The 23,808-nt window shown below is 42.6% G+C and carries 23 protein-coding genes and 1 riboswitch; of the genes, 5 read left to right on the forward strand and 18 right to left on the reverse strand.

The window, feature by feature from the left end:
* Window positions 1-262: 262 nt before the first annotated feature.
* A complete protein-coding gene (locus tag J7E52_RS08950) occupies window positions 263-418 on the forward strand; it encodes a hypothetical protein (RefSeq protein WP_214745112.1) in 156 nt (51 codons plus the stop codon).
* Window positions 419-632: 214 nt separating this feature from the next.
* Here the strand turns inward: J7E52_RS08950 and J7E52_RS08955 are convergent, their stop codons facing one another.
* The 14 genes from J7E52_RS08955 to cymR all read right to left on the reverse strand — a co-directional run bounded on the left by J7E52_RS08955 (window position 633) and on the right by cymR (window position 14,335).
* Window positions 633-923: a DUF1292 domain-containing protein gene (locus J7E52_RS08955; protein ID WP_063232962.1), complete on the reverse strand. Its 291-nt coding sequence runs from the start codon at window positions 921-923 to the stop codon at window positions 633-635.
* Window positions 924-934: 11 nt separating this feature from the next.
* The gene (gene ruvX, locus J7E52_RS08960) at window positions 935-1,360 is read right to left on the reverse strand and encodes a Holliday junction resolvase RuvX (protein WP_034308633.1); all 426 of its coding nucleotides are present in this window, start codon (window positions 1,358-1,360) and stop codon (window positions 935-937) included.
* Window positions 1,360-1,629 (reverse strand): IreB family regulatory phosphoprotein, encoded by a 270-nt coding sequence (locus J7E52_RS08965; RefSeq protein ID WP_034311358.1) that lies wholly within the window; start codon window positions 1,627-1,629, stop codon window positions 1,360-1,362. Before J7E52_RS08965 ends, ruvX begins: the two co-directional genes overlap by 1 nt.
* A gap of 66 nt (window positions 1,630-1,695) precedes the next feature.
* Window positions 1,696-4,332 (reverse strand): alanine--tRNA ligase, encoded by a 2,637-nt coding sequence (gene alaS, locus J7E52_RS08970; RefSeq protein WP_214745114.1) that lies wholly within the window; start codon window positions 4,330-4,332, stop codon window positions 1,696-1,698.
* Between the two features lie 309 nt (window positions 4,333-4,641).
* Window positions 4,642-5,718 (reverse strand): AI-2E family transporter, encoded by a 1,077-nt coding sequence (locus J7E52_RS08975; RefSeq protein ID WP_214745116.1) that lies wholly within the window; start codon window positions 5,716-5,718, stop codon window positions 4,642-4,644.
* A gap of 226 nt (window positions 5,719-5,944) precedes the next feature.
* Entirely contained in the window at window positions 5,945-6,160 is a 216-nt protein-coding gene (locus tag J7E52_RS08980; protein ID WP_034311361.1) for a hypothetical protein, read from the reverse strand.
* Window positions 6,150-6,608: a PRC-barrel domain-containing protein gene (locus J7E52_RS08985; protein ID WP_214745118.1), complete on the reverse strand. Its 459-nt coding sequence runs from the start codon at window positions 6,606-6,608 to the stop codon at window positions 6,150-6,152. Before J7E52_RS08985 ends, J7E52_RS08980 begins: the two co-directional genes overlap by 11 nt.
* Before the next feature lie 304 nt (window positions 6,609-6,912).
* Window positions 6,913-7,683, reverse strand: coding sequence for a TPM domain-containing protein (locus J7E52_RS08990; protein WP_214745120.1), 771 nt, complete (start codon window positions 7,681-7,683; stop codon window positions 6,913-6,915).
* Window positions 7,683-8,252: a LemA family protein gene (locus J7E52_RS08995; RefSeq protein ID WP_396020264.1), complete on the reverse strand. Its 570-nt coding sequence runs from the start codon at window positions 8,250-8,252 to the stop codon at window positions 7,683-7,685. Before J7E52_RS08995 ends, J7E52_RS08990 begins: the two co-directional genes overlap by 1 nt.
* Before the next feature lie 80 nt (window positions 8,253-8,332).
* Complete coding sequence (gene recD2, locus J7E52_RS09000; protein WP_214745124.1) at window positions 8,333-10,738, reverse strand: SF1B family DNA helicase RecD2; 2,406 nt, start codon at window positions 10,736-10,738, stop codon at window positions 8,333-8,335.
* Between the two features lie 36 nt (window positions 10,739-10,774).
* A complete protein-coding gene (locus J7E52_RS09005) occupies window positions 10,775-11,440 on the reverse strand; it encodes a tetratricopeptide repeat protein (protein ID WP_214745126.1) in 666 nt (221 codons plus the stop codon).
* Between the two features lie 122 nt (window positions 11,441-11,562).
* Window positions 11,563-12,678: a tRNA 2-thiouridine(34) synthase MnmA gene (gene mnmA / locus J7E52_RS09010; RefSeq protein ID WP_101222649.1), complete on the reverse strand. Its 1,116-nt coding sequence runs from the start codon at window positions 12,676-12,678 to the stop codon at window positions 11,563-11,565.
* Window positions 12,679-12,708: 30 nt separating this feature from the next.
* Window positions 12,709-13,854, reverse strand: a complete 1,146-nt coding sequence (locus tag J7E52_RS09015; RefSeq protein WP_214745128.1) for a cysteine desulfurase family protein — start codon at window positions 13,852-13,854, stop codon at window positions 12,709-12,711.
* A gap of 61 nt (window positions 13,855-13,915) precedes the next feature.
* On the reverse strand, window positions 13,916-14,335 hold the full coding sequence (gene cymR, locus J7E52_RS09020; protein WP_034308657.1) for a cysteine metabolism transcriptional regulator CymR: 420 nt from the start codon (window positions 14,333-14,335) through the stop codon (window positions 13,916-13,918).
* A 460-nt stretch (window positions 14,336-14,795) separates the two neighbouring features.
* On the opposite strand from cymR, the gene J7E52_RS09025 reads away from it, so the two are divergent.
* The 3 genes from J7E52_RS09025 to J7E52_RS09035 all read left to right on the forward strand — a co-directional run bounded on the left by J7E52_RS09025 (window position 14,796) and on the right by J7E52_RS09035 (window position 17,258).
* Window positions 14,796-15,002 carry a hypothetical protein gene (locus J7E52_RS09025; protein ID WP_214745130.1) on the forward strand — a complete coding sequence of 69 codons (207 nt, stop codon included), beginning with the start codon at window positions 14,796-14,798 and terminating at the stop codon, window positions 15,000-15,002.
* The gene (locus tag J7E52_RS09030; protein WP_214745253.1) at window positions 14,909-15,766 is read left to right on the forward strand and encodes a nuclease-related domain-containing protein; all 858 of its coding nucleotides are present in this window, start codon (window positions 14,909-14,911) and stop codon (window positions 15,764-15,766) included. The genes J7E52_RS09025 and J7E52_RS09030 overlap by 94 nt, the downstream gene beginning before the upstream one ends.
* Window positions 15,767-15,992: 226 nt before the next feature.
* Window positions 15,993-17,258, forward strand: coding sequence for a replication-associated recombination protein A (locus tag J7E52_RS09035; RefSeq protein ID WP_214745255.1), 1,266 nt, complete (start codon window positions 15,993-15,995; stop codon window positions 17,256-17,258).
* A 29-nt stretch (window positions 17,259-17,287) separates the two neighbouring features.
* Here J7E52_RS09035 and J7E52_RS09040 read toward each other — a convergent pair whose 3' ends face one another.
* Window positions 17,288-17,935 carry a DUF2642 domain-containing protein gene (locus J7E52_RS09040; RefSeq protein WP_214745132.1) on the reverse strand — a complete coding sequence of 216 codons (648 nt, stop codon included), beginning with the start codon at window positions 17,933-17,935 and terminating at the stop codon, window positions 17,288-17,290.
* 245 nt (window positions 17,936-18,180) lie between these two features.
* Window positions 18,181-19,224, reverse strand: a complete 1,044-nt coding sequence (locus J7E52_RS09045) for a hypothetical protein (RefSeq protein WP_214745134.1) — start codon at window positions 19,222-19,224, stop codon at window positions 18,181-18,183.
* A gap of 702 nt (window positions 19,225-19,926) precedes the next feature.
* Between J7E52_RS09045 and tagU the strand changes: the two genes are divergently transcribed.
* Window positions 19,927-20,856, forward strand: coding sequence for a polyisoprenyl-teichoic acid--peptidoglycan teichoic acid transferase TagU (tagU, locus tag J7E52_RS09050; RefSeq protein ID WP_214745136.1), 930 nt, complete (start codon window positions 19,927-19,929; stop codon window positions 20,854-20,856).
* Window positions 20,857-21,832: 976 nt separating this feature from the next.
* Here the strand turns inward: tagU and J7E52_RS26870 are convergent.
* Both J7E52_RS26870 and J7E52_RS09055 read right to left on the reverse strand, forming a co-directional pair.
* Window positions 21,833-21,964 (reverse strand): YwzD family small protein, encoded by a 132-nt coding sequence (locus J7E52_RS26870; RefSeq protein WP_255294649.1) that lies wholly within the window; start codon window positions 21,962-21,964, stop codon window positions 21,833-21,835.
* Between the two features lie 870 nt (window positions 21,965-22,834).
* A complete protein-coding gene (locus tag J7E52_RS09055; RefSeq protein ID WP_214745138.1) occupies window positions 22,835-22,969 on the reverse strand; it encodes an anti-repressor SinI family protein in 135 nt (44 codons plus the stop codon).
* Between the two features lie 16 nt (window positions 22,970-22,985).
* Window positions 22,986-23,067: riboswitch (cyclic di-GMP riboswitch) on the reverse strand.
* Window positions 23,068-23,808 lie beyond the last annotated feature (741 nt).

Raw genomic sequence — 23,808 nt, forward strand, 5'->3', positions numbered from 1 at the left:
ACGTTGATTTCCACTCCAGGCACTCGCTTTCCGCGGGCGGTCCGGGAGCCTCCTCGGCGCCTTTGCGCCTGCGGGGTCTCCCTTGGACGCGTATTCCCGCAGGAGTCTCGTACCTTCCGTTCCAGTCAGCTTTGTTTTATTTACTCAGCCTAAAAAATGCACTCAATTTGTTTCCTGTATGTATTAGGCATCTCATGCAATGACCAGGAATATTCATATACGTATGCTACTAGTGATTCAATGAGAGAAAGGTGTGAATGAGATGGAAAATTCTTTTTTTGTAGGTTGGGGAACGTTGGCACTCATAAACGCCGGACTTGCTCAAGGTAAAAATAGAACGGCCTTAAATTGGTTCATGCTTTCATTATTCTTAGGTCCGCTTGCAACTTTTATTCTTTTATTCGCAGAGAAAAGATAAGGGGTTACTGGTACATACATGAAAAAACCGACCTTGATGGAGGTGGGTTACTGTAGACAAACTCGATAAATAATTGATTTTACTTAAAGGTTGAGGGGTTATCAATTTCGAACGTTGATTTCCCGCAGGAGTCTCGCACACCTGTTCCAAATAGAACCCCTTTTGTCTACAAACTAAAAAACTGACCTCGATGGAGGTCAGTTTTTTCTGGTGATTATTCTTCTTCAGCTTCTTCTTGGTCAAGGAATGTATTTAACATTTCTTCGACAAGATCCCATTCTTCTTCTGTTTCGATCGGTGTAAGTTCACCATCTTTATTATCTTCGCTTGGTACGAATGATGAAGCGTGGATTTCAATTTCTTCCTCATCATCTTCTGCAGACATCGGATAGTAAAGTACATAAGATTTGTTGAATTTATCTGAGTCGAATGTGAAAAGGATTTCGCAAAGCTGCTCGTTTCCGTTTTCATCTACTACTGTAATGTTGTTTTCGCCGTGTTCCATTTGTATTCACCTCATATTGAATTTGTTTGTCTGTCCAAGAATCCTTGCAGAATCATGACAGCTGCCATTTTATCAATGACTTTCTTGCGTTTGCTTCGGCTCACGTCCGCCTCAAGAAGGACACGTTCAGCCGCCATAGTTGTCAACCGTTCATCCCAGAGAAACACCGGCAGCTTGAATTTGTTTTCTAATCGTTTAGCGAAATCTTGGCTGATCTCGCCTCGCGGTCCAACTGTCCCATTCATGTTTTTAGGTAAACCGAGGACAATTTTAGAAACATCATGCTCTTTTATAATTTCATTGAGGCGTTTAAAGCCGAAGTCATTTCCAGCTTCGTTAATTTTGATCGTTTCCAATCCTTGTGCAGTCCAACCCATCGCGTCACTCAAGGCAACGCCGATGGTTTTTGAACCTAAATCAAGTCCCATTGTGCGCATTAGTATTCCTCTCGATGGTTCTTAAGATACGACTTAACCAATTCTTCGATGATTTCATCGCGTTCAAGCTTACGAATAATGTTTCGAGCATCCATATGGCGCGGGATGTAGGCCGGGTCACCAGATAATAGATAACCGACAATCTGGTTTATCGGGTTATAACCTTTTTCCTGAAGTGCAACATAAACTTGAGACAATACTTCTTGTACATCTCTTTCGAATGGTTCTTCGGGAAAATTAAATTTCATCGTTTTATCAAAGGAACTCATTAACATGCACCTCTCCTCAGCGTCCAAAATCCACTATTACCTACATTGTACAACACTTTCCATTGATTATGAAATCGATAAGACCCATTCTTCAACAAAATTAAGTGCTGCATCCAATTTTTCAGGGTCTTTTCCGCCGGCTTGGGCCATATCAGGACGTCCGCCACCGCCACCGCCGCAGCGGGAAGCAACTTCTTTGACCAATTTACCAGCATGGAAGCCGCGGTCGATGTAATCCTTAGTCACCCCGGCAATCAAATTGACTTTATCACCTTGGGCCGAACCTAATACGATAATGACAGAATCGAGCTTTTGTTTCAAATCATCCGCCATGGCACGCAGATTATTCATGTCGGTAGCTTGAACCTTTGCCACCAATACTTGAACGCCATTCACGTCTTTTACGTTAGAAACAAGGCTGCTTGCTTCAATATTGCTTAATTTTGCAGTAAGGCTTTCATTCTCACGATGAAGATCCTTCACTTCAGCTAGTACCGTTTCAATTCTTGAAGGTACATCTTTCAAGTTCGTTTTCAATTTAGCAGCCGCGTCTTTCAAGACACCGATTTGATCAGTCATCAATTTGTATGCCCCTGCACCCGTTACCGCTTCTATACGGCGAGTCCCTGCACCGATGCCGCTTTCCGAAACGATTTTGAACAAGCCGATTACCGCTGTATTCGGAACGTGGACACCCCCGCAAAGCTCAAGGCTGTAATCTCCTATTTGAACGACACGGACAATCTTGCCGTATTTTTCGCCGAACAACGCCATTGCGCCCATAGCCTTGGCTTCTTCGATGTTTTTATAGTCCGTATTCACTTGTAAGCTTTGCCAAATCTTTTCATTTACAATCGTTTCGATTTCTTCAATCTCTTCCGCCGTTATCTGGCCAAAATGAGAGAAATCGAAGCGAAGGCGCTCAGCCTGTACGAGTGAACCAGCTTGATTGACATGTGTACCAAGCACATCTTTCAACGCCTGATGCAGAAGATGTGTCGCTGTATGGTTTTTCGTGATATGAATCCGATTTTCTTGATTTACCGCAGCAACGATATTGGAATCTGCTGTTAAGGTGCCGGCAGCAACAGTTACACGGTGCAGATTTTGGCCATTAGGAGCTTTTTGGACATCAAGGACATCAACCTTCACTGATTCACTGGCCATCGTTCCTATATCGGCTATTTGCCCGCCGCTTTCCGCGTAGAAAGGAGTCTTGTTCAGTATCACTTGAACTTCTTCACCTTCTTGTGCCTCCGTTACAAGCTCACCATTTTTTACTATGGCAGCAACCTTGGCTTCGACAGCAACTTGATCATAGCCGACAAATTCACTTTCAACTTTAATATCGCCCAATACCCCGCCTTGGATTTGCATGGAATCAACATCTTGACGGGCTGAACGGGCACGTTCACGCTGTGCATCCATTTCTTTTTCAAATCCAGCCTGATCGACCGTCATGCCTTCTTCTTCTGCATATTCTTCCGTTAACTCAATCGGGAAGCCATATGTGTCATATAAACGGAATGCATCACTGCCCGGAATGGTTGTACCGCCTTTTTCCTTTTCCTTTTTAATGACTTCAGAAAGGATGGCCAGTCCATCATTTAGAGTTTCATGGAAGCGTTCCTCTTCATTCTTGATCACATTTGCAATGAAGTCTTTATTTTTGAGGACTTCAGGGTAGAAGTCTTTCATGATTTCGCCGACGACCGTCACAAGCTCGAACATGAATGGTCGGTTGATGTTGATTTGCTTAGCATATCGAACCGCTCTGCGGAGTAAACGGCGCAATACATAACCGCGGCCTTCGTTGGATGGAAGAGCCCCGTCACCTACTGCAAAGGCTACCGTACGAATATGGTCGGCAATGACCTTGAAAGCTACATCTTTTTCTGAATCAACACCGTATTTCACATCGGAAATCTCTTCGACTGCCCGGATGATTGGCATGAATAAATCTGTATCATAGTTCGTCGCCACATCTTGAACGACGGAAGCCATACGTTCTAGGCCCATGCCTGTATCGATATTTTTCTTTGGAAGCGGTGTGTAAGAACCGTCCGGATTATGGTTGAATTGAGAAAACACAAGATTCCAGACTTCCAGATGCCGTTCATTTTCACCGCCTGGATATAGTTCCGGATCATTCGGATCATCGCCATATGCCGGTCCGCGGTCATAGAAAATCTCTGTATTCGGGCCGCTTGGACCTTCACCGATATCCCAGAAGTTTTCTTCCAGGCGAATGATCCTTTCAGCAGGAACACCGATTTTCTTATTCCAGAGTTCGAATGCTTCATCATCTTCAGGATGGATCGTCACAGCCAATTTCTCTTTGTCGAACCCAATCCATTTTTCATCCGTCAAAAACTCCCATGCCCATGTGATCGCTTCTTCTTTGAAATATTCACCAATGGAGAAGTTTCCGAGCATTTCGAAAAACGTATGATGACGTGCCGTTTTCCCCACGTTTTCAATATCGTTTGTACGGATGGCTTTTTGAGCATTTGTAATCCTTGGATTTTCAGGAATCACCCGTCCATCAAAATATTTCTTTAACGTCGCCACCCCGGAATTGATCCAAAGCAATGATGGATCTTCATGTGGAACCAATGACGCACTTGGTTCGATGTTATGGCCTTTTTCACTAAAAAAATCTAAATACATTTGGCGGATTTGAGCACCAGTTAAATACTTCATATATATATCCTCCTTTTAAATTATGTAATTTTGAGCACACAAAAAACCCCCATCCCAAAAACAGGGACGAGAGTTGACTCGCGGTACCACCCTGATTATGGACGCAGGAACTTATCCCAGGCCCATCACCTTCATAAAAGCCTTAACGCGGCATGACGGCAGGTATTAGCTGCTCTCAGGACTAGCTTTCTGCTGCTCTTCACCTGGCAGTCCCTTTCAGCCTAGGGGACCCCTCTCTTTTAGGTGGACTTCAGCATACTTCATCCTTCAACGAATTATCTTATGTAATGGATTATATTCACAAGACTTTTATTTGTCAATAAGGGGCGGCTTCTTTCTAAAATGAACGCGGGCATGAAGTACAAAAACTTTCAACACAGCCAAGATCGGAATCGAAAGGACCATGCCCATGATACCTCCTATTTCACCCCCGGCCAATAATGCGAGCATGATGAACAGCGGATGCATATGGAGGCTTTTACCGACTATAAGCGGCGACAGGATATTTCCCTCAAGAAATTGAAGTACAAGCACGATGGCCGCGATGATCAACACCATTTTAACTGACATTGTCGCGGCGATGACCAGTGCAGGAATGGCCCCAATAATCGGTCCGAAATACGGTATGACATTCGTTATCCCGATTATCGCCCCCAAAAGTAGCGGATATTGCATTCCGACTATCCAGAAGAGCAGCGAGGAAATCAAACCGATCACGACACAGACGATGATTTGTCCGCGGATATAGCCGCCAAGCGACGCATCCACATCACGAACGAATGCCCGTCCCTGCTTTCGCCATTTTTTCGGCGTCATATACCATGCCATTTTTTTTAAAACAGTAAAATCTTTCAGGATATAAAATGCAATGAATGGAATCAACGCAATAAGGACGATGAAATCAATCATCTTCATGGCATACTCCATCGCCTTTTCAGGTATACGCTTCAGCCAATCTTCGAAAAGGGTGACACCTTCTTCGAATCTTTCATGAATCCCGAACGGCCAGGCGGCCGTTTGATGATTGAGTTTATCAATGCTGCCCCGATACTGTTCAACCAGCTCCGGCACGCTTTCCGACAGCTCCCTAACCTGGCTGACGATCACTGGAATGCCTTTATAAACAGCAAAGCCGATCCCTCCGAAAAACAATAAATAGATGATCGTAATCGAAAGCCAGCGTCGCATCCCTTTCTCATTTAAATATTCCACTACAGGGTGCAGCAAGTAACTGATGAACGCACCAATCAAAAAAGGCAGCAGTACCGTCACGCATACTGTTACGACAGGTCCCCACATGGGCTTAAGTTTCATAAAGATATAGATAACGAAAAATAAGAGCAATAAAAAACCCAGGCGATAAAACCACTTTAGACGAATACTCAAAATAAACACCTCCCGCTCATTTATTCTTCGAAAGGCGGGAGGTTTTCATACATAAAAAAGAGTGCCCTCATTATCAGGACACCCATTGCCGCTATAATAATGACTTTAATCTTTTGCGTATTTTCTTCATGTTCCGTTTAAACATCTTCGAGTTCATCAAGTCCGAACCCATATTCATTAGAGTATTGCGTGAACGTCTAGCCATTGCAAACACCTCTTCCGTTAATTACATACCGAAGCGGCGGTCATTTTCCTCAAACAAATCGTCCAATGAGCTTAAACTTCCATCTTCCTCGACCTGGTGCGTATTTATGAGCCCTTCGGATAGAGTCATTTCAATAAAGCAATTCCAACAATAATATTGATTTACGCCAATCTTCCCAACATCTTTACTGCGGCAATTCGGACATTTAATTTCCAAAATGGACACCTCACTGTTCATAAACTGAAACAATGATGGTATCCTTCCCTAATGCAGGCGGCTGTTTTGATTCTATCACTGTCGACTCCGAGAAAAACCCATCCGTTGTTTCATACGCTATAATCGTGCCCATTTTCTCCTTGAAATATACATCCTGCAGTAAACCAAGCTCTTCGCCCATTTCTGAAAAAAGCATGCGTCCCAATAATTCGTCCTTCGATAGGCAAATGGAATCCGCAGGCACTTTCCTTAAGGTTGAATCCTGTTGCAAGATGACGATCCCATCTGGACCGAATGAAGAAATATCGTCGAGTTTCAAATGAAAAGCTCTTTTGAACAATGCTTGTTGGTGAACGACCAAGCCTGTTACCTGACCCATTTCAGAAATTGATAAATCGTGGACCGTGCCGATTCTTTCTCCTTTGATTGTAAAAACCGGCATTCCTTTCAATAAAGAAAACGTCCGCAAGGTCATCCCGCCTTTCCGAACATTTTTATTATCTCTTTACTAATGTAATTAGATGTGCTGAAAGGTTTTCCATTGTTGGTCCCTCTCTTCCGGCAATACAGAAACCAGGCCATAAAAAAAGACCGGTTTCCCGGTCTCAGACTGTAGACAAATTCGAAAAAAGGCGAGTTTGCCTACAGCTTTTTATTAAAAAAACGTTTCAGTCGTTTTCAACTCTGTAAATAACCATAAAGTATAACCTAGCTTAATCATGGTTCGGGATGAGAGCTAACCGAGACCGGTTTCCCGGACTAAAACATTTACCTTACCATCCTCTGCTGGCACCTCCGCCACCGGAACTTCCTCCGCCGCCGCCCCGTGGACCGCCTCCGCCTCCACGGCCGCCGCCGCCTCCGCGACTGATGAATATCAAAAGGATATTAATTAGCGTTTGAAGGAAAAATCCTTTAAAGAACTTGGCATCGAGGATGAATACGATGATGACGACGATGATAATGAGGAAAATCTGTAAACCTGATGGCTGAAAGGTTTCTGACTCGGGCTGGACGGAGAGATTTTGATGAAACTCGTCACCTAGGTCGTATTCTTTCGTGACATCGTTATATACGGCCTTATAGGTTTCCGTCAGGGCAACATCATATTTACCCTCTTTCAGCGCCGGGATAGCCACATCATCCAAAATCTGTCCAGACCTTATATCGGTAATGGCCCCTTCCAAGCCGTACCCCACTTCAATGCGGATCTTCTGTTCTTCCATGGCCAGCACAATGAGGACTCCATTGTTCAGCTCGGCATCGCCAAGCTTGAATGATCTAAACGCCTCGACCGAATACCCCTCGATTTCGGATCCTTCCATCGAATCAACCGTCAAAACGGAAATTTGTGCTTTTGTGGCATCATCCAATCGTTTCCCAAGTTCGATGAGTTCGGATTTTTCCTGATCATCCAGGACTCCGGCGAAGTCCTGAACATATATATCCCCAACTGGTTCAGGAATGTTAGGTTGTGCTGCGACTACGTTTGCTAAACTGAACGTGAGAATGAAGAAAAGCGCAAACACAGCGAGTTTTTTCATTATTTATCGCTCCCGAAATCAACCTTTGGCGTTTCTTTTTCTTGATCGGTCACTTCAAAATATGGTTTGGAATCGAACCCAAACGCTCCTGCCATCATATTCTTCGGAAAGCGTTTAATCATTTTATTATAGTTGGTAACTTCATCATTATAGTCTTTTCGTGCTACCGTCAGCCGATTTTCCGTTCCTTCCAAACTATCCATGAGACCCTTGAAGTTCTCATTGGCCTTTAAATCCGGATAGTTTTCGACAACCACCAAAAGACGGCTCAAGGCCCCACTCAATTCTTGATCGGCATCAATCGCATCTTCAGTCGAATTGGCACCAGCCAACTTCGAGCGTGCATCACTCACCGCTTTAATGGCTTCCGTTTCATGCGAAGCATATCCCTTCACCGTTTCAACAAGGTTTGGAATCAAATCCGCTCTTCGTTTTAATTGGTTATCCACCTGTGACCATTTATTGTCGACGTCTTCACTGGCACTTACAAGGCCGTTGTATGAAGATGCCCCATAAATGACCAGTAAAACGACAACCACTATTCCTATTATCCACCCTTTTTTCATCAAATCCCCCCTACTCTTTCACATATAAGTTATAGTTCCACCAAAACTATGGATTTTAAACAAAATTCAACAAAAAGAACCAGCTACATAAAATCATAAGGAGTGACATTCTCCATCCCGATCATCGGATCAGCATGCATGAGAATATCAAGATAACTTGATTGTTGAGGTACCTCTTCCTTTTCCACCGGCATTTCTTCTTCACTCAAACTTTCCCGCAGCTTTTCACGCAAAGTCGTTTTGCGGCGCATCTCATCATTACGCTCGATCCCTAAACGGAATGCATCTTCTTCACCACAAAGGATCAAGAAATTTTTACTGCGGGTAATCGCCGTATACAATAAATTACGTCGGAGCATCCGATAATAGCTTTTCACTACAGGTAAAATGACAATGGGGAATTCGCTTCCCTGCGACTTATGGATCGAGCAGCAATATGCATGTGTAATCTGGTTCAAGTCCTGTTTCGTGTAAGTCACTTCGATGCCTTCGAACGATATGATTACTTTATCGACATGATCGGTATTTTCCTTAGCGAACAATATGGACACGATTTCACCCATATCGCCATTAAAGACACCCTCCTCTGGCTGGTTCACCAGTTGAAGCACCTTATCTCCCGTTCTGTATATCACATCTCCGAATTTTATTTCCCGCCGCTTTTCATCCGCATTGCTATTGAACACTTCCTGAAGCATTTTATTCAGTGCATCAATCCCGGCAGGCCCTCTATACATGGGAGCCAGCACCTGTATATCCTTGGCTGTGAAGCCCTTCGTCCTGGCATTGGCAACCACTTTCTCGATTACTTGGGCGATTTGACCGGTCTGGCAGCGAATGAACGATCGATCTTCTTGCTGTTTCGTGACATCATCCGGAAGCCTTCCTTTTTTGATTTCATGGGCCAATTCAATGATCGATGAGCCATCAGCTTGACGATATATATGTTCCAGACTGACGGTGGGTACACAATTCGATGCAAGCAAATCCTTTAAAACCTGCCCAGGGCCTACAGATGGAAGCTGATCTTCATCACCAACCAATATCACTTGGACATTTTCCGGCAGAGCTTTAAACAATTGATGGGCCAGCCAAGTATCCACCATGGAAACCTCATCGATGATTACAATACGGCCATCCAGCTGATTATCCTCATCATGGGAAAAGCCTTCACTCCCGTTCCATCCGAGCAAACGGTGGATCGTAACAGCGGGGAGTCCAGTCGATTCGGCCATGCGTTTCGCTGCCCGGCCAGTAGGAGCCGCAAGTACGAATGGAAATGGATCGCTTCCTTCTTTTTTATAATCGTTAATGTCCATGGATACACCATGCAGCTCTGCATATAGCTCAACGATTCCTTTGATGACTGTCGTCTTACCGGTACCCGGTCCGCCCGTCAAGATTAACATGGGTGATTGCAGGGCTGTTTGGATCGCTTCCTTTTGGGCAGGGGCATAGGATACATCCAATCGCTCTTCCAGCTCCCCAAGTGCCAGCAAGAACTCCGATTCCGGGAACTGGTCCTCATACTCGGTTTGAGCAAGCAGCCGCTTGATGTTCATTACGATTCCCTTTTCCGAATAGAATAGCGAAGGCGGATAAATTCGTTGATCCTCGACAACTATTTTCCCCTCTTGCGTCAATTCGATTATTTCCGAGGAAATGTTCGTGAACTCAATGCGATCCCGTTTATTTTCCTCCAGCAGCCGTTTGACCGCTTCCAATAGCTGCTCGGCTTCTATGTAGATATTTCCGTCCTGGAGGCATTGTGATTCAAGCGTATACAAGCACGCAGCCTTGATTCGGTCAGGATGGCTGCCGGAAATGCCCAGCTGATGCCCAAGCTCATCCGCCCGTCCAAAACCAATCCCTTCAATATCCTCTACGAGCTTATACGGATTTCCCTGAACCATCGTGATCGTATCCTGCTTATACATTTGATATATCTTCATAGACAGCTGCGGACCGAAGCCATATTGATTCAGGGCGATCATCACCTGCTCCAGACCTTGATGCTCGACCAATGTATCATAGAGGCCCTTTGCCTTTTCCCCGGATAGCTTCGGGATATCATCAAGTAGCGAGGGCTGAGCCAGAATTTTTGAAATTGCCTTTTCACCCAGTGTCTCAACAATGCTTTCGGCTGTTTTTTTCCCAATGCCCTTGAATAGGTCACCTGATAAATAACTGACGATGCCTTCCTTGGATTGAGGCAGATCCTTGCGAAAATGCTCTACATGAAATTGAAGGCCAAAACGCGGATGCTCCTTCATGGCCCCATAAAAAATATAGATCTCATCCTCATGCATCCTTGGAAAATAACCTGTTACGACCGCTTCCTTCTCTTCATAATTCAGATTCGTTTCATGCACACGAATTCTTACAACCGAGTACATATTTTCTTCATTATGAAAGATCGTCACTAAATGACTTCCTTTCATGAACATTTTCTCTTCTGAAAACAAATCCAACGAATCTTGCTGGCTCAACGCTTCTCCCCACCTTTCCATGCATATGCTTTTTATTTACTCAGCATTCATTTCTTCCAACAGTTTCTTACCGTGCGCAGCAAGCATATGGTCAGGCTGTGCTTCCAAAGCCTTATCAAAATAAGCCATCGCCGCTTGCGCATCCTCACGGTACCCTGCAAACGCAACGCCTAAATTATAATAAGCATCCGCATGGCCCGGATCCTGTTCCACAACTAAATTCAGTTGATTGATCAATTCATCATATAATTCCGCATTGGCAAGACATAACGCATATTGGAATCTCGCATCAACGTCCTCGGGGCTCAGCTCCACCGTTCTCTGTAAATAAGGCATCGCCAATTTCGGCTGATCTAACGCCATCAATGTCAATCCAAGCATGAAGTAAGCATCGCTGTTATCCAGTCCTAAACGGATTGCCTTTTCAAACATATCCTTCGCTTCGACTAGTTTAGAATCTGATTCATAATATAAGTTTCCTAATGAATAGTAAGCCGCTGCTGCATTTTCATCCAGCTCGATCGCCTTTTTATAAAACTTGACCGCTTTATCCGTTTCACCCACGGCAGTCAATACATTCCCAAAGTTTATGTAAGCAACAGGCTCATTCGGATTTTCCTCGATCGCCTCATTAAAAACTTTCGCCGCTTCTTCGTATTTCCCTTGCTGCATAAATTCAATTCCTTGTTGATTCTTATCCATATCCATTCACACTCCATTTTTATATTAAAAAGTATAGCATAAGCCAGTGGTAGAATTCAGGCGGTATACCCGCAATCCAAAAGAAGTCCCCAACCGCAAACACAGCTGGGGACATGCTTATTTTACCCTACGTAAGTCAGTTTTTCACCTTTTTTAAATACTTCATCAATCGTACCGCCGCCAAGGCACACTTCGCCTTCATAGAATACGACTGCTTGTCCAGGTGTGATCGCGCGGACGGGCTCGTCAAAGATGACTTCGACATCACCATTGTCCAAGACCTTCACCTTAACACCGCTATCCTCTTGACGGTACCTGAACTTTGCCGTACATGTAAATTCACCAGCAGGTATATGTTCAGCTACCCAGCTGACATTCACTGCACGAAGGGAATTGGAATACAGCACATCATTATCGAAGCCTTGACACACATATAAAACATTGCGCTTCAAGTCTTTTCCCGCAACAAACCAAGGTTCGCCGCTGCCTCCAATCCCCAGTCCGTGACGCTGACCGATGGTGTAATACATCAATCCGTCATGCTTGCCCATTACCTTGCCATCCATCGTGACCATATCACCCGGCTGAGCTGGGAGGTAATTGCTTAAAAACTCTTTGAAATTGCGTTCACCGATAAAACAGATGCCTGTGGAATCTTTTTTCGTTGCCGTGGCAAGACCCGCTTCCTTCGCAATTTCACGGACTTCCTTCTTATCAATGTGTCCAAGCGGAAACATGACTTTTTCCAACTGTTCTTGAGTAAGCTGGTTCAAGAAATACGTTTGATCTTTATTATTATCGACACCGCGAAGCATTTTGTATTCGCCATCCCGGTATTCAACCTGTGCGTAATGACCTGTAGCCACATAATCGGCACCAAGGCTTACGGCATGTTCAAGAAAGGCCTTGAACTTGATTTCCTTATTGCACATTACATCCGGATTCGGGGTGCGCCCCGCTTTATACTCATCCAAGAAATAAGTGAAAACTTTATCCCAATACTGCTTCTCGAAATTGACCGCATAATAAGGGATGCCGATTTGATTACAAACGGCAATTACATCATTGTAATCTTCCGTTGCCGTACAGACTCCGTTTTCATCTGTATCATCCCAGTTCTTCATGAAAATCCCGACCACATCATAGCCTTGATTCTTCAATAGCAGGGCTGACACAGAAGAATCGACGCCTCCTGACATACCCACGACGACGCGGGTGTCCTGTGGTGCTTTTCTCATTCTTGTCACCTCATTTATTTAAAGTAAGAATTATCTTCTCACTAATCTATTAACGATTTTAACGGTGGTTTCAGCCGCCTGCCTTACTTCCTCTTCCGTGTTGTTCAGACCGAAGCTGAAACGAATCGAATTCTTCGTCCGCTCCGAATCTTTCCCGAACATCGCCACAAGCACATGCGACGGATCGATTGACCCAGCAGTACAAGCGGATCCGCTCGATACAGCAACACCTGCCAAGTCCATATTAACGAGCATCGATTCCACATTCGTACCCGGAAAACTGACATTCAGCACATGCGGCAGCGACTGTTCCATAGATCCGTTAATTTCATATTGTACATCCGCCTCATCAAAGACGGCAAGCAATACGTCTTTAAACCGCTTGTATTGCTCCTTTTTCTCTTTCATCATGCTTTGTGCAATTGAAACGGCTTCTGCAAAACCGGCAATCGCCGGCACACTCTCCGTACCAGCACGGCGCTTGCGTTCTTGTTCCCCGCCATATAATTGTGGATTCAGCTTCAAGCCTTCACGTATATAAAGAAAGCCGATCCCTTTTGGACCGTTGATTTTATGCGCGGATACACTCAGCAAATCCACACCCAGCTCTTGAACGTCGATAGAGATCAAGCCATATGCCTGAACCGCATCCGAATGGAAAATGGCTTGATGACCCTTGAGCAGCTGTCCAATTTCGGCAATCGGCTGGATCGTTCCAACCTCATTATTGCCGAACATGACCGAAACCAAAATCGTATCGTCCCGCAATGCCGCCTTTAAATCGGCAATTGAAACAAGCCCCGCTTCATTCACAGGTAAATATGTGACCTCAAAGCCAGACTTCTCAAGGAATTGGCATGTATGCAAAACCGCATGATGCTCAACCTCCGTCGTAATGATGTGCTTCCCTTTATCTTTATAAGCATTCGCAGCACCAATGATCGCCGTATTATCCGCCTCGGTTCCACCGCTCGTGAAAATGATTTCATTCCGCCCCGCACCGATGCTCGCTGCAATACTCGAACGCGCCTCATCCAAAACATGGCGCGCCTCCCGCCCGAAAGCATGAATGCTCGACGGATTCCCGAAGTCATGGCTCATGACTGTCATCATCCTATCGATCACATTTGGATGCATCGGTGAAGTCGCAGCATGATCTAAATATATTCTGTCCACTTTTTTGTCGCCTCCATTAAAAAAACGCAAGCGCCTACATAATAGGCGCATTGCTAATCAATTAAATATAGTACATATAAGAATCGATTTCACCCGTATCCTTGTAGCTCGCCAAATCCATAAGCGTCGTATTATCCAATACATCCTTCACAGCATCGCGAATCCGGATCCAAAGCTGACGCTTCACCGGCTCCTCATCCTCAATTCCTTCAACAGGGGTAATCGGACCTTCCAATACACGAATGACATCACCCGAAGTAATCTCCTGAGGATCTTTGGACAGGACATACCCGCCATACGCACCGCGGACACTCTTCACCAACCCCGCATTACGAAGCGGCGCAATCAACTGCTCCAAATAATGCTCCGACAGATTATGCGTCTGGGCAATCGATTTCAAACTCTTTGGGCCTTCTCCATAATGTTTAGCAAGCTCGATCATAATCGTCAAACCATAACGGCCTTTAGTAGATATCTTCATACATATACACCTCAAATTATTTATCCGTTTCTAAATTCTTTTGAAATTATAGCATATTCCCGCTGGAAATGCATTCACCCGCCCTTTATTTGTCAAATTATCCTAATTGGAGAGGTAGGAAAAAGTGGATTGTAACCGATGGACTGACGAATTTTAATTGGGTGTGGGATAGGATTTTGGGTTAGGATGGATTTTTTGCTCGGGACGGTCGGATTATTGCGGGGATAGGTCGGATTTTTTGCGCGAACGGTTGGATTATTGTTTGCTAAGCCGGATTTTTGCTCGGGTGGCCGAACTTTTGTGCGCTAGAAAGGATTTTTCGAGCGGACGGTCGGATTATTGCGGGTGTAGGTCGAATTAATACAAAAGTTCATCCATGCCACATTTATTTTCACTGTAATACAGGAAATCACTTTATTAATCGAGAATACTTTACTTAAATCTATAAGGAGTGGTTATCATGATCATTAAAAACTGCAAGATGCCTTTAAAAATAGACATGCTCGAAGCTCTGATGAGACGCTTACCTCCTGGACATGCGAAGCAAACGGCAATAATTGAAGATATCAAAAAATCAAGGCAGGATACAATGGTGAAAACAGAGTCTTCCAATCTCTTAAATCCCTTCCTGAAAAAGAGTATCTACTCTTTCATGACCTCCGACTAATTGGATCACCTTTCCCCTTCCAAATGGACATCCTCATTCTCACATCCTTTTTCCTTTTAATCCTTGAAGTCAAAAACATGGCTGGGGAAATCTTTTTCGACAACACTTTCCATCAACTTATCCGTACAAATCCCGATGGAAAAACCGAAGCTTTTGATGATCCCATATTGCAAGTGAGCCGGCAGCGACAGCACTTGTTAGACTGGTTAAAAACAAAAAGGACGAACAACCTTCCAGTTGAAACCCTCGTTGTCAGTGCCAATTCTTCAACGATCATTCGGGCCGTGAATACGGATATTAATAGAAAAGTGATACGTAAGGATCGAATTCTACTTAAAATTGAGGAATTAAAAAACAAGTATAACGAAGCGGTCCTTTCTAATAGAGCAATGAAACGATTATCAAATCTATTGCTTGATGGTCACATCCCTTATATTCCTAAACCGCTGGAGAATTATAGAATTCCGATAGCCGCCCTCCAAACCGGAGTATTCTGCAACAAGTGTCAGGCATTTACCATGGAGCGGAAAACAAAAAAGTGGATTTGCCGTACCTGTTTGGATATTTCCCTAGATGCTCACATTTCGGCACTTTATGATTATCTATACCTCGTTAAACCTACCATTACCAACAGCGAATTTCGAAACTTCCTCCAACTCCAATCCCCATCCAGTGCAAAAAAACTCTTACTTTCACTGAAACTGAATCATTCCGGCCATACTAAAGGCAGAGTTTATCTATTAAATTCTCTCATAGAAGGATAGGTCGGATTATTATGCCGGTAGGTCGAATTAGTTCCCTCGTAGGTCGGATTTTTCCGCTCGTAGGTCGAATTAGTCCACTGGTAGATCGAATTATCAACCTCACAGCACAAATTAATTCCCCCAACAGACTACCATAAAAGGAAATCACCCTCTTTTACAGCATAATCAGCGCATTTCCCCCATCAGTTGTGATACCTTATATAAAAAGGAGAGGTGCGCAATGAATATTAAACCGCTTGCTTTCCGGATGCGGCCTCGGTCGATTGATGAGATCATCGGGCAGGAGCATCTGGTCGGTGAAGGGAAAATTATCGCAAGGATGGTGAAAGCCAAGCAGCTTTCTTCCATGATCCTGTATGGTCCGCCGGGAATTGGCAAGACTTCGATTGCAAGTGCGATTGCCGGAAGCACGAAGTTTGCTTTCCGGACGCTGAACGCGGTGACCAATAATAAAAAGGATATGGAAATCGTGGCAGCCGAGGCTAAGATGTCCGGGAAAGTGATTCTGCTTCTTGATGAGGTTCACCGACTCGATAAGGCAAAACAGGATTTCCTATTGCCATATCTTGAAAACGGGATGATCACCTTGATCGGTGCAACAACCAGCAATCCCTATCATGCAATCAATCCGGCCATCCGAAGCCGGTGCCAGATTTTCGAGCTCAAATCATTGGAAACCAATGATTTAACCAAAGCTCTGGAACGGGCACTTCATGATGAAGAGCGGGGGCTTGGTGCGCATAAAACGGATGTCAGCTTTGATGCCCTTACCCATTTCGCGACTGCTTCGAACGGAGATGTCCGCAGCGCCCTCAACGCTCTTGAGCTCGCCGTCATTTCCACCGAACCAGATGAGTCCGGAACGATTCATATAGATCTGCAAATTGCCGAGGAATGCATGCAGAAAAAAAGCTTCTCACATGACAAGGATGGAGATGCCCATTATGATGTTCTGTCGGCTTTCCAAAAATCAATTCGCGGCAGTGATGTGAATGCAGCCCTTCATTATTTGGGGCGCCTGGTCGAAGCCGGCGATCTTGTCAGCATCGCCCGCCGCATGGTGGTCATTGCCTACGAAGACATAGGTCTTGCCAATCCGCAGGCTGGTCCAAGGGCCCTCGCTGCAGTTGAAGCCGCTGAACGGCTCGGGTTTCCTGAAGCCCGGATTCCACTTGCCAACTCAGTGGTCGAGTTATGCCTTTCGCCTAAATCGAATACGGCCATTGTCGCGATTGATGCGGCTCTTTCCGACATCCGCAGCGGCCATAGTGGAGATGTACCGGATCATCTTAAGGATGCCCATTACAAAGGAGCCACTGAACTCGGACGCGGCATCGGCTACCTGTATCCGCATGACTACGAGAATGGCTGGGTGAAGCAGCAATACTTACCGGACAAACTGCGCAGCAAAAAATATTACAAACCGAAAAAGAGCGGGAAATTTGAACAAGCCCTTGCCTCGGTCTATGAAAATATCGAGAAAAAGAAATAACTCCGGATCACTTCAGACCCGGAGTTTCTTTATTGTGGGAAATGAAAACTTTTAACATGCCTCATGTTGACAAAAATCGCCTCCCCTTGAGCATTCACCATCTCAATGATGCCATCTTTCACCGCACAGATCATACCAATATTCTGCGGGTGCATCCCCAAGTCGAGCACCACCAGTTTATTGGTTAGCTTTTTCACCTGTTCCTCCAATGTCCTGGCCCAGCTTAAAGATGAAACCTGTGCCAATTGTTCCCCTTTATTCAAACCGTATGGACCCTTTTCATCATCACAAACCGAAAGCCACTTTAAATGATCCATCGAGATGAACATCGTTTTAAAAACTGGCGAATAAAAGACGAAATAGTTATTCATGATGCCCACGATATAACCATGAACCGAGTTTTTTTTCGTGAGCAGGATTTCAACAAACATCCCCTTCGCGTTCATCAGTAATTTCCGGAACGATGTCTCGTTGATCTCCGGCCCTCCTCCCGAACCAATCTCCTCATCGATCATCGGAAAGGAAAAATTCTTAATGTGCCGGAATGGAACGTAACGGTACACTTTTCCAGTATACAAAACGATGATGTCCGAGCTTGTTTCAATTAAAATCCCCGCTTCTTGTATATTCCCAGCGAGCTCCAGTACCATATACTGGCCTATATGTTTTGCTAACAAGCGTCGCTTCCCCCTTTCTATTAATATCAAACAAACAGTAAATTATGCTTTGTCCCACCTGACACCACCTCACCTCTTGCTTGGCCATTCTAAAAGCATTTGAACGGAAACTTTTGAGAATGAAAAAATAATCAAATCTGGATAATGAATCCCAATGATTCCATCACTGGCGACAGCGGCATGTCCACCTTCCATAAGAAGGCACAACAACTCGATTTTGGTTGCTGTACCTGTTTGGTATTTCTTTACCGGATGTTTTGATTCGATGCCTTGATTAGGTTCTCAATCCACATTTGCTTGAATACATTTACACGAGGACCTCTGCGTCTTCCTGATCTTTCCTCTGAGCTTGAGCTTGAAGAGCTTTCATATGAAGAACTGCTTTCATATGAAGAACTGCTTTCGGCTGATGAACTGCTTTCGTCTGATGAACTGCTTTCATCTGATGAACTTTTACTTCCGTTTGCTGAATTTCCGTTTGCTGAACTTCCGTTTGCTGAACTTCCACCAGATGAATTTCCGTTTGCTGAACTTCCACCAGATGAATTTCCGTTTGATGCTCCTCCGTCTGACGAACCTCCATCTGCATCCTTTTCACCTGTTTCGTCTTCAGCTTCTTCCTCTTCCTTTACCTGCACAGTTAAAGCTACGAATCGGACTTGGTCCGTTGTCACAAAAAATAACTCTTGATTATGCACAACGATAAGGTACTTGTCAGCCACTTCCATAAGGATGCCTTCAACCTTCTCAGGTCCTCCAGCATTGATGGATACCCAGCTGTGGACTAACCGCGATAGTAAGCCATTAAATGTTTCAATACCATTATCACAAAATTCAGGTGAAATCTCATCGAACGCCTGTTCTGAAACTGTTACATTTTTAATATGGGCAATCGGGAATAAAACAAGCCCGTCTTTCTCGGTGGATAAAACTAAAAACTCCGCTTTCACATCTATAACCCGCCCAACTTTAGATAACGGACCGCCGCCATTCACTTGAATGCTGCAATTTTGAAGTGATGCCAGCACTTCTAAAAAATTTGCTGGATATACTGTTTCTTCATCGTTGGTTGGAAATAGATCAAGTTGTGCTTTTTTCGTATTCCCGACAACTATTTTCAAATGATCGATTGCGTAATACACGAGTTGATTTTGTTCTGTTTGAAGCAAGATATAATCGCTCTCCACTGTTAAAAGCTTGCCTTCTCTAGAATCAGGCCCGCCTTTAAACACCCTCACAAATTTCCCTGTTAAAGCATCAAGGTACGGTAAACCTACAGTCTCTTCCATTTTTCCTTTAGCCTCCAATAGTTATTTATACTTTAATGATATCCGTACTGCATATATATGCGCCTGCTTTCTAATACGGACTCTGCTAATCACCCAATTTTGCAGTAAATCGTTGTACGCCTAGATAAATCTATGGAGAATCACTTTTTCCATTCTATTCAACTTTTAAAAAAGGGCCTTACTTTTTAATAAAAAAACTCGGGAATTTTTTCCGGAGTTACATATTGAATGAAATGCTACACGGACGCTTTCCTTTGCCCGGATTTTGTCACGGTCACATACTGCTTGCCAAACTGAGACCTGTATATCGGGAAATGAAAACACATCTCGACCAGCGGCGGATACCGGGATACCCGTTTGTTTGTCACTGGGAATAGAAAAGGAACCTGGAAGCACCGTTTGCAAAAGGTCCTTTCCAGGAAACTTCGAAAAACCCATGACTATTTCCCTAGAAGTAATCCAGCCCTTTATTTAGCGTGCTACTACAAAGTCATAGCTTTAAAACCATTGCTAGAATAGCATTCATTTCATAAAACTTTTAACCAGAAATAAAAAACTATTAAACTTTAAGTCGCTGCAAAAACCTATTATTGGATACCAAATATGTCAAAGGTATTATAAAGTAGTAAAATATACTATTCTTTTATATTGAAATTAAATATAATAGACGAAGTGGTTACAAAAAGAGGAAGGAAGTAAAATATGAGACATGAAAAAAAGAAGAAGAAGAAACGGACATGGCTGAAGGTAGTCGGGATAATTGTCCTGCTATTCATATTAGCTGGGGGAGCCTTTGCCTACTCCGTATGGAATTCACTGACAAAAACCGTTGACACGATGCATACACCAATAGACCGTACTACGGATAAACGAACAAAAGACCTTGCACTATCCGATCAGGAGCCATTCTCGATGCTCATGCTCGGTGTCGATGAACGTGATGGCGACAAAGGCCGTTCAGATACAATGATCGTCTTGACAGTCAATCCGCAAAAGAAATCGGTCAAAATGCTAAGCATTCCGCGTGATACACGGACCGAGATCGTCGGACATGGTACACAGGATAAAATCAACCATGCATTTGCCTTCGGCGGCGCGAAAATGTCCATGGATACCGTTGAAAACTTCCTCGATATCCCAATCGACTATTATATGAAGATCAATATGGAAGGCTTTAAGGATATCGTTGACGCAGTCGGCGGTGTGACTGTGCAAAACGATTTGGACTTCACTTATGAAGGTGTCCATTTTGCCAAGGGAAGCATTAATCTTAATGGAGAAGATGCGCTTAAATATTCACGAATGAGATATGATGATCCGAATGGTGATTATGGCCGTCAATCCAGACAACGTTCCATCATCGAGGCAGTCATCAAGGAAGGCGCTAGCCTTTCATCCCTGACGAAATACGATGATGTCTTCGATGCATTAAGTAAAAATATCCAGACGAATTTGACGTTTGATGACATGATGGACATCCAAAAGAACTACAGGGACGCAAGCAAAAGCATAACCCAAGCAACCATTCCAGGAAATGGAACGAAAATCGACGGAGTCTACTATAATATCGTGTCGGATGAAGAAAAAGAAAAGGTTCAATCCGAATTAAAAGAACAATTATCCATCAATTAAGAAAAAATGAAAGAGCTGTCCGGACCCGCATCCTGACAGCTTTTTCATTTTTCCCGTCCAATATTCTGACAAAAAACGAACACCAATTGTAGAGATTTGTTGGAATATTTGTTGTTTATTAGGCATAAAAAGACGGTATAATCTAATATGAGCTGACAATTCCATCTTCCCCTTGCCCCTTTCATCACTTGACGCTATTATTCTTTGGACCCGGAATTCCATCAACCATCATTCATCAACTATAAAAATAATCCTAAACAAAAGGAGTGGATTTGTATGAAAATCAAAGCAGGCAGCTGGGCTATGCTAAGCAAACAGGACAAAATGTTTATTCTGAAAGCCATCAGTGATCGATCAAGAATGAAATATGTTTCATGAGAAGTAGCTCTTTTCGGCTTTACATGAGAGCATCACCTCTCCCTTTTCAATAAAACGAACATGAGCCTGAAAAAGGAGAGGAATCTATTTAAACCGATAATCCCATAACAAACAGTATTCGCCTTTTTCTGTGACGACATAGTAATCTTATTCAATATACATCCTAATGCGAGAATTGAAGACCTGTGTAACTGGAATTTCATAGGCCGTTTTATGCTGCCCTCCAACCTTATCCAGACTCCAGTTCTTCACTTTCTTAAGTACCGTCCTACAAATCATACTGAAAAGGAAAAGATAATGCCCATAATCACCCGAATTAAATCGCAGCTTTGATACGCTTTTTCAACCGCGCTGCCAATGAAAAATGATACAGGCACCTGCATCAGAGAATACTCGCCAAAAACGCCTATTAGAATTTAACTTTTCACAGGTTATCTTTCATTTATATATATAGGAGAAAAGCATAAAAAAAGAAGCATGTTGTAGGAATGCTCCTTAATTATATGTATCGAAATATTCTTTAAATTCGATGACGCCTTCTCCATCGATAAATGAAAGGAAAACAGAAGATTCCAAGTAAGGTCGGGACAAGTATCTATCATATACTATCAGGTTGTTCGATGATTCCGCTTAATTTCTCCTTGATCTCCTCCACAAGTTCATTTACAGTAACATCCTGCCCAGACTCTCCTTTTGCAAAAGTGTCTTTTAAAATATCAAAAAAATCCATTTGAAATTTCCACTCCACCATTTATTGAGTTTTTCCATATTATTTCAAAAATAAGGAATATATCTCTTTTATCTGATAATCACATATATAGCAGGGATTGGCAAGCGGAAACTAGTTTAATAGTGCAAAAATAACTGAAAATTAACATTTTCTTAATATTCAGTATTAGTCAATATATATGGATAAAAAACAATAAAAGGACCGATTCCTCAGCCCCTTCGACACCCCATATTATGCTTGTCCCATAAAATAAGTCATTAATGAAATCAAAACTAAAATAATAGTAATATAAGTCCCAATAAAAATTTTCTTGCTTCTCTGTTTCTTTTCATAAACTTCCTCGAACGTAATGAATTTGTTTTTTGTCATCAAATAATCTCCTTCTATTTTGATGGCAGCTATCTGACATCGCCTTTTGCGAAGTCACTTTGCTTGATCTCTATATGTAGTATCGGCATATAAACAAAAATATTTAAGTTTTTATTAACAATTTTTTTGCTATATTTCGCAAATCTGTAGAAGGTTGCGACTAACGCATTATGTATTTTAACTAAATTCAATGATCATCATGTTAAATCCTGCCTAGGTATTTTTTTATAATCTAAATATTAAGCGCTTACTTTATAAAATTGATTATTATTTTTATCCAACCGCAAAATGACAACCATAACGGTACACTGAATAAAGTTCCCCATATTAATCCCTTCATAAAAGCATTAAGTCCATCCATAATAAAAATCCCTCTCAAATTAGTTAAATTCTTATTATTGTTCCCATGCTGTTTATTTTGGATACCTTTTACGGTAATTATCGGGTAATGAAAACAAAAAAAGAAGACTGTATAACAGCCTTCCCTAAGGTACATATTGCTTATCCCATGATACAATGTTTTTCTCTTGATCCATTTTCTACGATAAAATCATTCACATCTTTAATGGACAAGCCTGAATTTTTCGCCTCTAACATTAAATAAACCCATTCTTCCAATTCATTGTTTGCTTCCATTCAATTCCGCCTAATTTGTGGTAACACAGCCGTCTTAGCAAAGCCTTAGACCTGTAATTTTGCGTCCCTATTTTTCAATAGGTTTGCTTTTCTCAAGAATATTTAACAGTATGTTTTCAACTTTAGTTTCATGGCCAAAATATGCGATTTTAACTTTTCTGAGTCGACATACCCCATGACAATTTTTGCTACGTATTAATACTATATGCAAGTTAATTATACTTAAAAACCTGACGAATTAATTAAAATAATTTTCGTTAATTTCCGTCATCATTCTACAATATCTTCAAAAAAACAACTAGGTATTGGGAATTTTTGCATCATCACAACAAGCATAACGCGAAATAATAATTACATTAACTTTCTACGACGTTTATTAAATACTTTCATAAAAATAGATCCTTCTTCTGTTTTAAAAAACTTAACTCCAACTAATTTTAAAGGTGTCCATATTTCTCTCATTTGGTATAAAGGCATTAAAAATCATCCTTTCTTCTATAATTTATTAATGGAGCTTTTGCTTTTAATAAAAATGACAGGTATATATTAAATAGTAAAATCTATTATTTTACATTTCCGATAGATATGTCATAACCCACAACGAACAAACTGTTCTCTATAACGAATAATTAATTTGAACTTACCATCTTTACATTATTCTGTCAATAATTTCATTATTAATCTTTTCTAGTTATTTGTATCTCTTTTCATCTACTTGTATGTTAACCATCTCAAATCTTGCTAGCTGATCTTTAAAACTTATGTTGATTTAGGTGATAAGAACATGATTTAGCCAATGTGCCGAAGTTTAGCATGATGTATTCCGTCTTCAACTGTTC

It is taken from the genome of Bacillus sp. ISL-34, from assembly GCF_018613325.1.
GTDB lineage: Bacteria > Bacillota > Bacilli > Bacillales > DSM-1321 > Peribacillus.

Coding starts and splice junctions, on each gene's coding strand:
- cymR (WP_034308657.1), bottom strand. CDS start 14,335: ATGAAGATATCTACTAAAGGCCGTTATGGTTTGACGATTATGATCGAG.
- J7E52_RS26870 (WP_255294649.1), bottom strand. CDS start 21,964: ATGGATTTTTTTGATATTTTAAAAGACACTTTTGCAAAAGGAGAGTCT.
- J7E52_RS09045 (WP_214745134.1), bottom strand. CDS start 19,224: ATGGAAGAGACTGTAGGTTTACCGTACCTTGATGCTTTAACAGGGAAA.
- J7E52_RS08980 (WP_034311361.1), bottom strand. CDS start 6,160: ATGAACAGTGAGGTGTCCATTTTGGAAATTAAATGTCCGAATTGCCGC.
- tagU (WP_214745136.1), top strand. CDS start 19,927: ATGAGACATGAAAAAAAGAAGAAGAAGAAACGGACATGGCTGAAGGTA.
- ruvX (WP_034308633.1), bottom strand. CDS start 1,360: ATGCGCACAATGGGACTTGATTTAGGTTCAAAAACCATCGGCGTTGCC.
- J7E52_RS08965 (WP_034311358.1), bottom strand. CDS start 1,629: ATGAGTTCCTTTGATAAAACGATGAAATTTAATTTTCCCGAAGAACCA.
- mnmA (WP_101222649.1), bottom strand. CDS start 12,678: ATGAGAAAAGCACCACAGGACACCCGCGTCGTCGTGGGTATGTCAGGA.
- J7E52_RS08950 (WP_214745112.1), top strand. CDS start 263: ATGGAAAATTCTTTTTTTGTAGGTTGGGGAACGTTGGCACTCATAAAC.
- J7E52_RS09005 (WP_214745126.1), bottom strand. CDS start 11,440: ATGGATAAGAATCAACAAGGAATTGAATTTATGCAGCAAGGGAAATAC.
- alaS (WP_214745114.1), bottom strand. CDS start 4,332: ATGAAGTATTTAACTGGTGCTCAAATCCGCCAAATGTATTTAGATTTT.
- J7E52_RS09055 (WP_214745138.1), bottom strand. CDS start 22,969: ATGGAAGCAAACAATGAATTGGAAGAATGGGTTTATTTAATGTTAGAG.
- J7E52_RS09025 (WP_214745130.1), top strand. CDS start 14,796: ATGATCATTAAAAACTGCAAGATGCCTTTAAAAATAGACATGCTCGAA.
- J7E52_RS08990 (WP_214745120.1), bottom strand. CDS start 7,683: ATGAAAAAACTCGCTGTGTTTGCGCTTTTCTTCATTCTCACGTTCAGT.
- J7E52_RS08955 (WP_063232962.1), bottom strand. CDS start 923: ATGGAACACGGCGAAAACAACATTACAGTAGTAGATGAAAACGGAAAC.